This window comes from Treponema brennaborense DSM 12168 (genome assembly GCF_000212415.1).
Classification (GTDB): Bacteria; Spirochaetota; Spirochaetia; order Treponematales; family Treponemataceae; genus Treponema_F; species Treponema_F brennaborense.
In genome coordinates, this window is the sequence record NC_015500.1 from 2,297,780 (window position 1) to 2,310,895 (window position 13,116).

A 13,116-nucleotide genomic window follows, 5' to 3' on the forward strand; every position below is an offset into this window, starting at 1 on the left:
GCTACCTTTGAGTCGTCCGCAGATTGACTGCGGAAAAACCGTTTTTCCGCAGGATATCGAAGAGTTTTACGATCGTGCCGTTCGTAACCGCGTCGTCGGCTTCAAGCTGGATCGGATACGAAGCTCGTTCGGTACCCGCCGTATCGAACGAGGCGAGCACGGCGTCGAGCTCCGCCGCCGTCACGGCGGTTTCGTTGAACCACAAGGCGCCGCCGGCTTCAGCCGTGATGGTAATTCCACCCGTTTCGCCGCCTTTCGCGGTGGACGACTGCGGCAGGTTCACGCTGATTCCCGGCAGCACGGCGAACGTCGTGGATACCAGAAAAAACAATATGAGCTGAAACACGACGTCTATCATCGGAATGAGATCTATCTGCGACGTTCTGACGCGGCTGCGGCCGCGGCTGCTTTTCATATTACGGCTCCTTGGGGAACGTCCGTCCGCACAGCTGCAGGATAACGCCGGTGGAAGCGGCTTCTATATCGGTAATACGCCGGTTCACCCGTGAAATGAAATAGTTATGGAAAATAACGGACGGAATCGAAACGACCAACCCCGCCGCGGTGGTTACCAGCGCTTCGGCGATTGCACCGGCCAGACTCGCCGGATCACCCATCGAGCCGCCCGCGCCCAAAAGACCGAACGCCTGAATATTTCCCGTTACGGTGCCTAAAAGTCCCAGTAACGTCGAAATATTCGCAATAGTTCCCAGCGGCGTCAAAAAATGTTCGAGTTCGGGAATAACGGTGTCGGTTTCAACGGACACCGCTTCCCTGATATGATCTTCGGGCCACGTCCGGCATTCGACGGCTTTTTTGACCACGCGGGCGGCGGGCGTATCCGCATTGACGCAATACGAGACGGCGTCTTCGTATCGATGTGCGGCGATCAGACGCGAAACCTCCGACACAAGCGGCGTATCCCGCTTTTTAATCGAGAAAAAATAATACAACCGTTCAAAAATGATAAACGTAGCCGAAACCGCGCATAATCCGATCGGGATCATCAGCAATCCGCCGCTGCGCAATATGTCAAACATAAAACCTCCTGTCGGCATTAAAAGAAAAACCGTACGGCAAACGACGCGGTGCCGCTGCGGCTGACGAACGGCGCTTCGTATACGCGCGTTTTGCCGGTACACAATTTTACCGCATCAGTTACTTTAAACACAAGACGTACCGCATCGGTTACCTGATACGACGCGCGTATCCCGACGTCGGGTACAAAATCGGCCCCGGCCGAAAGAGCTTCGGAGACGGAAACGTGCGCAGTCCAGGCACCGCTGCCGCTCGTGTATCCGGCGGCAGCTTCAATCGCGTGTGCGTCCGTTCCGGCAGGAACGTCAAGCCATTCGGCGTTCCACGCGGCGGAAATTAGCACGGGCCCCGTTCCGGCAGAAACGTTCAGTACCGTTGCCAATGCAGTCCGATCCGCGGCAGCTGCGGAAAACAGTCCGGAATTCAGATACCGCGGCGAATCGTAGCGGCTTTCTATCATGCCGTTGCCGAACGCCGTTTTTCTGAATTCAGCGGAACCTTCAAGCAAAAAAACGGATCCGGCGGGAACCGAAGCGGCAGCGGACGCAAACCAGTCCGTTTGTTCGCGATTCAGCGACAGCAGTTCCGGCGCAAAACACGTAAAAGGAGCGACCGCTTCGAGTCCGGTAAAATCGATTGCGCGCGAATCGAGTCCGCCGTGCACCCGCACGGATGCCGGCAATTCGGAAAACGGCACGCCGAATTCGGCGGACACACCCGCGGAAAACGGTGCCACGAGCGATGTTCCGTCCGCGCCGCTGCCGCCGGGAATACCGACGACGCCGGCGTTCGCCCATACGGAAAGCGAAGGTCCCGCCCAGATTCCGGAAAGCGTCAGTTCTCCGCGGTTTACCGGACGAACGCCGCTGCCCGCGTAAAGGGCAAAATCCCAATTTCCGCTTACAGCCGCGCGTATCGAATCGCCCTCCCACCGGGCGGCAATTTCCGGCCGTGCCGAAACGAAAGACGCCGCGGTTTTCTCGGCGGATTGCCCCGCGGATCCGGCGGAACCGCCGTACCGGTTAAACCATTCGGCGTGCACGGACGAGTCGAATCGGAATCCCTTTGCGAACGGGACGCCGACTTCAACAGAAGCCAGAGCGGTCTGCCGCGTTATATCGCTGAACAGATCGCTTTGTCCTTGCAGCCCGGCCGACGTCAGCCGATACGATCCGGCGGCAGTCCAAACGGCGCTCCCGGCTGAAAACGTTTTGGAACTGGAAAGCAGCGTCGCCGTATCCGAAAATCCGTCTCCGGGTGATTTGAACGCATAACCGTCCATGGATTCATGCATAAAACGGATCTCGAACGGATGTTCGGAATCGGCACGATATACCGAAAAATCTCCGGTAAAAAACGCCGGCATTCCGAATCCGACAAAACCTTCCATATATACGTCCCGTTCGGCATCGCTGCCGGAAACGGAACCGCTGCCGGAGTCGGCTTCGGGAACCGAAACGGCGGCGGCCGGCAAAACGGGAAACACGCCGGTCTGAGCAGCGTCGGCCGGCAATGCTGCGGAAAAGTCGGGAACGGAACCCGGATCCGCGCTCAACGCGCCGCCTGAAATAACGGTCGTTACTTCAGGAAGCACGACCGTATCGGCCGCGGCACCCGATTGCTGAGCAGCGGTCGGCGTCAGTGCGCATAAAAAAACGAAAGCTGCGGCTGCGCCGTACGCGCGCCGTCCGGCAGATTTTTTCATCAGTCACTCCTATAAAAAGTTATCGAGGAAACGTCAGTTTCCGAAATGACTTTTTACGCACGGCCGCAGCAAAGCGGCGGACGTGCAGTTGATATGCGAGTTTGCTTGAAAACTCGCACTGAAAGGGGCGGCGCCACTCATGCCGCTCCTTTCAGCCACTCCTATAAAAAGTTATCGAGGAAACGTCAGTTTCCGAAATGACTTTTTACGCACGGCCGCAGCAAAGCGGCGGACGTGCAGTTGATATGCGAGTTTGCTTGAAAACTCGCACTGAAAGGGGCGGCGCCATTCATGCCGCTCCTTTCAGTCACTCCTATAAAAAGTTATTGAGGAAACGTCAGTTTCCGAAATGACTTTTTACGCACGACCGCAGCAAAGCGGCGGACGTGCAGTTGATATGCGAGTTTGCTTGAAAACTCGCACTGAAAGGGGCGGCGCCATTCATGCCGCTCCTTTCAGCCACTCCTATAAAAAGTTATCGAGGAAACGTCAGTTTCCGAACGCGGCTGCCCGCGCCGCCCACACGGAGTCGGGAAACGTCTCACGTAAAACTTCCACCGTGCGGCGCGCATCCGCATAACGGCGCGCGCTGTCGAACGATTCCGCCGCACCGTACAAAGATCGGGCGGAAAGCTCGCCGTCCAGCAGCGTGTAATACTCCGCAGCTGACAGAAAATACTGCGCCGCCTCCGCGTAGTTTCCGCCGGCCCGATTCCACGTACCGAGCAGATACGCGCAGCGCGCGGCGATGTCCCGTTCCGCGAACGAATCGGCTCCCGACGAAGGCTTCTTTACCGCAGTATAAATCTTTTCAAGCAGTGCCGCACCATCCGGCGCCGTTGCAGGGGCAGCGAGATACAATTCGCCGAGTTCAACTCCGGCTTTCCGGCCCGCCGCGGTGGACGTTTTTCCGGCCGCTTCAAACTCGACCAGTTTTACCGCCGTCCGTTCCGCCGCGCCCGAAACGAGCAGTTCAAGTTCCGCAATGTGCCGGGACAGTTCCGATTTTTCCACCTGATCCCCGTAACGCTGCAAAACCGCTCGGGCACAACGCAGAGCCGCCGCGTACTCTCCTTTTTCCCGATACAGCGGAATCAGCGCGGACAGCGAACCGTATGCGAACGTGCTCGCCGGAAAAGAAGAAAGCAGCGATTCGTACAGCAGTATCGCCTGATCGGGCTGTCCGATACGGGCAAAACAGTCCGCTCCGAAATAGGATGCGGCGTCGGCGTATTTTCCGCGCGGATACGTTCGCCGGTACGATGCAAACCTGCCGGCAGCCGTTTCATACGCTTCGGCCGTATAATACGATTCGCCGCGGCGATACGAAGCATCTTCGGCAAGCGATTCGGTCGGAAACGACCGTTCCACATCGGCGAACAGCGCGTCCGCCTCGTCGTATTGCTTCCGTTTCACCAAAAGCAGCGCGCTCCGGTACCGGCAATTCATACCGAACGGGCTTTGCCGGGAGAGATACGGTTTCATCAAATCGAGCGCCGCTTCGTACGCACCGGCGTCGTCGTACACACCGGCCGCGAACAGTACGGCCGATTCCCGCTCCGCGCCGGCCTCGGAGCGTTTTACGATAGATTCGGCAAGTCCGACCGCTTTTCCGATCCAGGCCGTATCAGACGCACCGACGTGCTGATGCATCTGTACCGCGCACACGGCGGCGATCCGATCTGCCGTCAGACTGAGCGCGTGGGACGGATTCCATGCCGAAAAAGCCGTCAGCGACGCGTACGCCTGCTCGGCGCGGCCCAGCAGATACCGGGCGTATCCTTGATAAAACAGCGCGTACGGCAGCGGATCGGACGCTTCCGCCAAATATACGGAAAAAAGCGTGTCCGCGGTCTGCCAGTCCCGGCGGTTAATCGAAGCGAGCGCCGCGATATACGGCGCTTCCGCGTCATCCGAAACTCCGGCCGCGAGTTCGTACGCACGCGCGTTCATTCCGGCACGCAGCGCGGCCTTCGCGTAATCGAGCGTGCCCGCCCCGCCCAGCAAATCCGCTGCGGAAAGTTTTTCATACACGGTGAACGCGCGGTCGGTCTGACCGCTTGAAAAAAGCGCGTTCGCGTACAGCCGATACGAGGCTTCGGCGACAATGTTTTCGGCAGCATTGTTTTCGGCGACAATAGTTTCGGCAGCGGGGTTGGCCGCGAACGCATACGTTTCAAGCAGCCGCACCGCTTCGGCGCCGTTTCCGCTTTGCATTTCGGCGAGCGCGTACCAGTACGCGGTGTCGGTGCGAAGCGGATCGTTCAAAGATTGTTCCGCACTGGAGAGAACCGCGGAACCGTGAGCGCGAGCCGCTTTCCAGTTTCCGGAGAGGCACGCATACCGGCACAGCTGCGCCGAAATCATCGGATCCGCCGACACACCGGAATCGGCTTCAAGCGACGCCGTAAACGCGGACAACTCCGCGTAAGCGGCAGCAGCGGCTTCAGACAAGGCGGCTTCAGACAAGACCGCTCCGTTACGTTTGCTTTCCGAGCGGGCCGCTTCGGAAACGCCTGCCGCCGTTCTGAAACGGATTTCCGTAAGATACAGGGCGTTGACCGTCTGGAGGAAACGGATATCCGGCGACGGCGAAACGGCTTCAAGATACTGTTTTGAAAGCGTAAAATCGGCTTCCGCATCCCGGTAGTTTTTCCGTCCGAATCCGTCGGTTCCGAGCCGGGTTCTGAATTCAGCCAAAAACTGCGGATACTCGTGCAGACGAACGCCTGCATCCGTCAGCAGCGCCGCGCGTTCGGATCCGTCGGCACTCAGCGGCAGTTCCCACGCGCGCTGCAGTGCGATAACCGCCTGAGACGGAACGCCCGTTCGGACGACGCCGGCGTATACGGAGTACGCGTTTGAAAAATCTTTTTTAACGGTAAACGCTTCCGCGGCCTGCAGGGCGAGCGTCCCGTATACGTCGGCGCTCACGCTCTGCAGCGAAAGCTGTCCGAATGCCCGAATCAGCGCGTCGTACGATCCGCACGCACGGTAAGCGGCGAACAGCATCACCGTCGTTTCGGAAAAAACGCCGGACGGAAGCGAAGCGCGCCATAAATATTCCAGTACGGGAACGGCCTGAGCTGCATACGCGGCGTTTCCCGTTTTCAGGCAGGAACGCGCGCCGTACCGCAGAGAAGCAAAAAACGGGGAATCCTCGGCGTACACGGACTCCTTCGCTTCCGGCGCCAAAAGCGCCGCGGAACGGGAAAACTCCTGCGCCGCCCGGTCGAACGCGTTGCGGCTGTACGAAACGCGGCCGAGCCAGTAGAGCGCGGTTCCTTTCAAAAAACGATCTTTTTTATTCGTTTCAGAAAAAACGGCGGCAGCTTCCGTGAGCATCGGTTCGGCTTCTGAAATCCGTCCTAAACGGAACAGACTTTCCCCCGCATAAACGCGAACCTCCGGCAGCAGAATCGACCGCGGATACCGCGTTTCAAATTCCTTCGCGGCGCGCACGACGCCGGGATAAAACGATCCCCTATAAGCGGCGTACAGTTCCGCGTACGCTTCCGACTCGCCTGCGGGAGCCGCCGCCGGAACTGCGGATAAAAACGGAACGAACACGGCGCTGAACAGCAGCGCGCACAATCCGAACCGGAGAAACGTATTTCGATTTCGGCACATAGACTCCATTCCCATATCGATTAAAACAGCACAGTATCCGGCTCGTTACGGATCACTGCGGAAAGAAACGTTCCGAAGCATTGACGCGAACCAAATGGACGTAGGTTTCAGGATATTTGCGGATAAACGAATCGAGCGTCATCTCGACACCGTTTTCAAACACCGCGGCGCTGAACGCACCGTTACGGTCAAAATACGGAAAAATGGCCGCACATTCGGTAAAAAACCGGACTTCCGGCAGCTCGCCCCGCCCCGCGTCCGTCTGCAGCACGGCTCCCAAAAAGAAGCGGCCCGGTTCTTCCGCGGCGAATACGTATAAAAGCGGCTTGAGCGCTTCAATCCGGTAGCCGGTATCCGCAACGTATCCGAGTGCATTCACCGGCCCCGACGCGCCGATTTCCGCCGAAAACGGCTCCGAAATCACGTCTGCACCGGACGAATCGAAATAGTACGTCTTGCCGGTATACACGGAAAGCGCCGCCGCCGCGAGATTCCGCGTCCAGTCGAGTGAAAACGATAAATTATATTCGGAAGAAAGCACGTCGGACAAACTGCCGCTGCGGTATTCGACGGTAGCGGTTTTCAGCGGCTCGATTTTCGTATAACTGCCTGCGAGCGGAACGACCAGACCGTCCACGATCCATTTTAAAAATCCTGCCGACGAAACGGAAAGTTTTCCGGCTTCGGTTTCGGAAGCGGGCACGGTACGCGTTTTTCCGGAAGAAATGAACACGGGTTCGCCGTTTTCATCGTACGCGGCGTCGTCGGCAGGTGCGATTCGTTCCAAATTTTCACGGATAACGGCGATCATCTGCAAAACCGGATGATACAAACCGGGAACGATGTCCGCATACGACCACGGCAGCGTTTTTTCCGTCAGCGTGTAAATTTCCATAAACGAAGCCGAATATAATTGCTCGAACGGAATTCCCACCGGAACACCGCGCGCAGCGTACGCGCCGAACACGACGAAATCCGCGACCACTTTGTGCGCGAACGGGCGGAACTGGACGTACACGCCGGAATCAGCCGCAAAGTAAAACCTGACGCGCAGCGGCTCACCCGTTTTACGGCTGCGGATAAGCACCCAGCTGCCGGGAGCGTCGGCCGGATATATGTCGATAGACGAAGCGTGCACGCCTTTTTCGGTATACACGTCGACCGCAAGTTTCCGCTGCGGCGCGACGATAACGAACTGTTCGGTTTCGGTTTCTTCGGTTCTGACCTGAAAAACGGTACCGACGTCGTTGGGTACCAGCACGGGGCTTTTTTCCCGCACCTGCGAAACGGGTGCGTCGCACCATTCGCTGCGGACGGTTCGCCTGATTTCCGACGAATCGGGAATCCCCAACCGGTTGTACAGCGCGGCGCAGGGAACCGCCGAACCTAAAAGGAGCGCTGTTACGACACACAGCGACACACGTCTATACATACGACCTCCGTCCGTAAAACAAACCGGGCGCGCCGCACGTTCCGAAGAGAAACGGACGGCGCTCGGCGGCTGCGTTTACCGCGCTTCGTCGGGATTTCTGCCGACCGGCGCGTTTGACAAAAGCAGTTTCAGCCGGTTAAGCTGATTGACTTCACTCGCGCCCGGATCGTAATCGATAGCGGCAATATTCGCACCGGGGAACCGCGCACGCAATTCTTTTATCATGCCCTTTCCCGTAACGTGATTCGGCAGACACGCGAACGGCTGCACGCACGCGATGCTGGGCACGCCTTCTTCTATCAGTTCAACCATTTCCGCAGTCAGAAACCAGCCTTCCCCGGTGATATTGCCGAGCTGTACGATATCGTCGACGCCTTTCATCAAATCGTAAATGGAAGACGGCGGATCGAAGCGTCTGCTCGCCCCGAGTTCTTTTTTGATGTACCGGCGATACAGTTCCAGAAACCACACCAAAAGCCGCGCGTTCCGTTCGGTTTTCTTGGGAAACGCGAGCTCCTTGTGGCGGAAAATACCGTTTGAAAACGTATAGAACAGAAAATCGGCCAAATCCGGCACCACGCATTCGGCACCTTCCCGCTCGATCGTACTGAAAATATCGTTGTTTGCCGTCGGGTGGAATTTGACCAGAATTTCTCCGACGACGCCCACGCGCGGTTTTTTGACCGGCAGAATCGGCAGTTCGTCGAATTCCCGCACGATTCCCCTGATGAGCGCACGGTATTTGCGAACGGAGAGCGACTGCAGCTGCACTTGAGCACGACCGTTCCATTTTTCGTACAGCGCGTTCGCGGAACCGGGAACAGCCTCGTACGGGCGCACGCGGTACAGAACGCGCATCAGCACGTCGCCGGTCATCAGCGCCATCATCGCGCGATGCAGGAGCGCCGGCGTAATTTTAAAGCCGGGATTCGACTCCAAGCCGAGCGCGCTCAGCGAAATAACCGGAATATGCGCCCATCCCGCGTCGGCAAGCGCACGGCGGATAAAACCGATATAGTTGGTAGCGCGGCATCCGCCGCCGGTCTGCGTAATCAGCAGGCTCACGCGGTCCAAATCGTATTTACCCGATTTGAGCGCCGCGATCATCTGACCGGCAACCAGAATGGACGGATAGCAGGCGTCGTTGTTTACGTACTGCAGACCGGTTTCAACGGCGAGCGTGTCGACCTCGGGCAGAATGACGAAATTGAAGCCCGAATATTCAAAAGCTTTCTGAATCAATTTAAAATGAATCGGCGACATCTGCGGCGCAAGAATCGTATGCTTTTTCTTCATTTCCTTGGTAAAAACCTGCCGTTTGTACGCCGCGGAAACGACCGCGGGTTTTCTCCGGTTGCGTTCCCGTTCGCGTACCGCCGCAATCAGACTGCGGATACGGATGCGCACGGCGCCCAAGTTTGAACCTTCGTCTATTTTAATCAGCGTGTACATGCGGCCGCGAGCGCGCAGGATTTCGTCGACCTGATCGGCGGTAACCGCGTCCAGTCCGCAGCCGAAACTGGTAAGCTGCACCAGTTCGAGATTCGGCATTTCCGACACGAAAGACGAAGCGCGGTACAGACGGTTGTGATACGTCCACTGATCCACGATGCGCAGCGGCCGTTCCACCGTACCCAAATGAGCCACCGAATCTTCGGTAAACACGGCCAGGCCGAGTCCCGCAATCAATTCGGGAATACCGTGATTTATTTCCGGATCCAGATGATACGGGCGACCCGCGAGCACGATGCCGTTTACGCCGCAGCGGATTATGCGTTCGAGCGCGTCTTCTCCGGCCTGTTTTATATCGGCGCGGAACCGATCCTGCTCTTTCCAGGCGGCGTCTACGGCGCGCACGATTTCGTCTTTGGCAATGCCGAACGCGGTGCCCAACTCTTCAAACAACCGTTCGGCAAGGCGCGGTTTGTCGTATATCGGCAGAAACGGGTTCATGAAAAGCACCGAATCGTCGCGGCGCAGTTCGTCCACGTTGTTGCGCAGCACTTCGGGATAACTGGTAACGATCGGGCAGTTGTAATGATTGCCCGCACCGCTGTCTTCCTGAATTTCATACGGAGCGCACGGATAAAAGATGAATTTGACGCCGTCTTTCAAAAGCGCCATTACGTGGCCGTGCGCGATCTTGCCCGGATAGCAAACCGATTCGGACGGAATGGTTTCAAGTCCCATTTCGTACACGGAATGAGTCGACCGGGGAGAAAGCCGCACGCGGAAGCCCAATTCGGTAAAAAACGTAAACCACAGCGGATAATTTTCATACATATTGAGCACGCGCGGAATGCCGACATCTCCGCGCGGCGCGGCTTCGGCCTTGAGCGGCGTGTAATGCCGGAACAGCCGTTTGTACTTCCAATCGAACAGATTCGGAACAGGCCCGCCGTCGGAATCGCTGCCGGAATCCGTGTTGCGCGCGTTGCTTGCGTCGACGATTTTGACTTCGTCGCCCAGTTCCGCGCCGCGTTCGCAGCGGTTGCCGGTAACGAAGCGGCGCGTCCGCAGATTGCCGTTTTCTCCGTCGTCCTTTCCGGCGGAAAACGTGTTGATGGTAAGCAGACAATTGTTCGAGCATTTGCCGCAGCGTTTCAGCTCAAGTTCGACTTTAAAAGATTCGAGCTGTTCGAGCGTCGCGATGCCAGAACGGATCTGCGGCGGCACGAACGTTTCCGCATCATCGCCGGGACCGGGCATGGTCAAATCGGTCCATTGGTCGAGCGCAATCAGCGCCGCCCCGTACGCACCCATAAGTCCCGCAACGTCGGGCCGGAACACGTTCACTCCCGATATTTTTTCAAACGCGCGCAGAACGGCGTCGTTGTTGAACGTACCGCCCTGCACTACGACTTTCGAGCCGATTTCGGAGGCTTTGCGCAGCTTGATAACTTTAAACAACGCGTTTTTGATCACCGAATAAGACAGACCTGCCGAAATATCGGCGACGGTCGCGCCTTCTTTTTGCGCCTGCTTGACGCGGCTGTTCATGAAAACGGTGCAGCGGCTGCCCAGATCGACCGGACGCTCGGCCATGAGCGCTTTTTTGCTGAATTCGCGTACGTCCATTCCGAGCGATCGCGCAAAATTGTCCAAAAAGCTTCCGCAGCCGGAAGAACACGCCTCGTTGAGCTGGATAGACGTAATCGCGCCGTCTTTCATGCGCAGACATTTCATATCCTGCCCGCCGATGTCGAGCAGAAACTCCACGCCGGGAACGAAAAAATCGGCGGCGCGGTAATGGGTGATCGTTTCGACCTCGCCCGCGTCTACGCCGAGTGCAGCCTGGAAAAGCGCTTCACCGTATCCGGTGGACACCGATCGGGCGATATGCACGTTCGCCGGCAGCTGCCGGTACAAATCTTTCAGCACTTTTACGGCGAGATCGACCGGATTTCCGGCGTTCACGTCGTAAAACCGCCACAAGATCCGGCCTTTTTTATCTATCAAAACGGCCTTCGTCGTCGTAGAACCCGCGTCGAGCCCGAGAAACACGGGCCCCGACGCCAGTGAAAGATCTCCGGAAACGGCCATTTCAGACGCATGGCGCCGGTAAAATTCGTCCAGTTCCGCTTCGTCCTTGAACAGCGGTTCCAGCCGCTGCACTTCGTTCATTTCCGCGCCCACCAGATTCTGCAGACTGTCGCGGAAATCGCCGAGTTTCGGGAACCGGATTTTATCGTCGGGAGCGTGCACGCAGTCGAGCGACCGTTCGGCGGAAAACGCCGCGCCGGCAGCAACGAACAGCTGCGAGTTTTCGGGAACGATACTGCATTCGTCGCTCAAATTCAGCGTCAGGATAAAACGGCGGCGCAGCTGGTCAAGAAAATGCAGCGGTCCGCCCAAAAACGCGACGTGGCCGCGAATCGGTTTTCCGCAGGCAAGCCCTGAAATCGTCTGGCTGACGACGGCCTGAAAAATGCTCGCCGCGATATCTTCGCGCCGCGCGCCTTCGTTGATCAGCGGCTGCACGTCCGTTTTTGCGAACACGCCGCAGCGCGCCGCAATCGGATAGATCGTCGTGGCGCCTTTCGCCAGTTCGTTCAATCCGGGTGCATCCGTTTCAAGCAGCGCCGCCATCTGATCGATAAACGCGCCGGTACCGCCGGCACACGTTCCGTTCATACGCTGTTCCACGCCGCCGGTAAAATACGTGATTTTGGCGTCTTCACCGCCGAGTTCAATCGCGACGTCAGTCTGCGGAATCAGTTTCTGCACCGCAGTCGTCGAAGCGACCACTTCCTGGATGAACGGAATGGACAGCCACTGCGCGACGGAAAATCCGCCGGAACCGGTCACTTTTATGCTGAGCGGCTGGTCGATTCCCGCGGGAGTACGCGATTCGAGTTCGTCGAGCGCGCGGCGGACTACGGAAATAATGGTACTGCGGATGTCGGCCAAATGCCGCTGATAATCGCTGTACAAAATGCAATCTGTATCGTCGAGTATAACAATCTTCACTGTCGTAGAACCGACGTCTATGCCGATTCTGATAGGAACGGAGACGGGCTTAAGAGGACCCGTGCCGTTCGTCGTAATAATATCCATGTGCCAACCTTACTACTATTCAAACTTTCCCAAATATACCATAAAAACAGCCTGAATATCGGCAGCAGACGCGGCGATTCCCTGCTGTTTTAACAACGACGTTGCCTCTTTTACTGAAATTTCAGGATTCTGATTATACAGATTCCGCACGGCAAGGACAATATCGGAATCGACCTGCGCGGGTTTTGAAAAAAGCCCTTTTTTGGATATCGCCATAAGCGTCTGTTCCAAACGCGCCACTCGGTCAAGCAGATTGCTGTCGTACAGATATAACTCCGGCATTACGGAAGCCGCGTACAGCTGTTCCAAAAAGTTTTCGGGCGACACGTACGTTCCGGCAACGCGCGGCGCGAGGTTTCCGACTTTCATCGTAACATCGTAAAAAAGGGTCGTGTCGTATTTGAACGAAAGTCCCGAAGGCAGCAGATCGCGCAGCTCAACGTTTTTATAAGACAGCGATTCGGGATAAATGATAAAATGAAGAAATCCCGCCGCATCGGATTTTACTTTCGCTTCCGTTCCGGTCAGTCCCGGAAGCGCCCATATTGCGGACAGACAATTGCCGATCAACTCGACCGAATCGCCGGAAAGTTCCGCATCGGAAAAAACGTCGCACGTTCGGCCAGAGCCGTCGGCGAGCACCGTTTTTGCCGTTTCGGCGGAAACGACCCGCCATGCCTGTGAAAAAAGAACCGCAGGCGTTATCAATAACAATACGGCGGCGGTATACCGCAATTTTTTCATCAAGTTCATA

General features: G+C 57.1%; 7 protein-coding genes. All 7 read right to left on the reverse strand.

The features are described 5' to 3' along the window. Nucleotide 1: 1 nt before the first annotated feature. Nucleotides 2-415: an ExbD/TolR family protein gene (locus TREBR_RS10075; protein ID WP_013759072.1), complete on the reverse strand. Its 414-nt coding sequence runs from the start codon at nucleotides 413-415 to the stop codon at nucleotides 2-4. A gap of 1 nt (nucleotide 416) precedes the next feature. Next, on the reverse strand, nucleotides 417-1,040 hold the full coding sequence (locus tag TREBR_RS10080) for a MotA/TolQ/ExbB proton channel family protein (RefSeq protein WP_013759073.1): 624 nt from the start codon (nucleotides 1,038-1,040) through the stop codon (nucleotides 417-419). A 17-nt stretch (nucleotides 1,041-1,057) separates the two neighbouring features. Continuing rightward, nucleotides 1,058-2,743, reverse strand: a complete 1,686-nt coding sequence (locus tag TREBR_RS10085) for a hypothetical protein (RefSeq protein WP_013759074.1) — start codon at nucleotides 2,741-2,743, stop codon at nucleotides 1,058-1,060. 489 nt (nucleotides 2,744-3,232) lie between these two features. Next, on the reverse strand, nucleotides 3,233-6,373 hold the full coding sequence (locus TREBR_RS10090; RefSeq protein ID WP_013759075.1) for a tetratricopeptide repeat protein: 3,141 nt from the start codon (nucleotides 6,371-6,373) through the stop codon (nucleotides 3,233-3,235). Nucleotides 6,374-6,425: 52 nt separating this feature from the next. Then, nucleotides 6,426-7,805: a hypothetical protein gene (locus TREBR_RS10095; protein WP_013759076.1), complete on the reverse strand. Its 1,380-nt coding sequence runs from the start codon at nucleotides 7,803-7,805 to the stop codon at nucleotides 6,426-6,428. A gap of 75 nt (nucleotides 7,806-7,880) precedes the next feature. After that, entirely contained in the window at nucleotides 7,881-12,362 is a 4,482-nt protein-coding gene (locus TREBR_RS10100; protein ID WP_013759077.1) for a 2-hydroxyacyl-CoA dehydratase, read from the reverse strand. A 15-nt stretch (nucleotides 12,363-12,377) separates the two neighbouring features. Then, nucleotides 12,378-13,115, reverse strand: a complete 738-nt coding sequence (locus TREBR_RS10105; protein ID WP_013759078.1) for a hypothetical protein — start codon at nucleotides 13,113-13,115, stop codon at nucleotides 12,378-12,380. Nucleotide 13,116 lies beyond the last annotated feature (1 nt).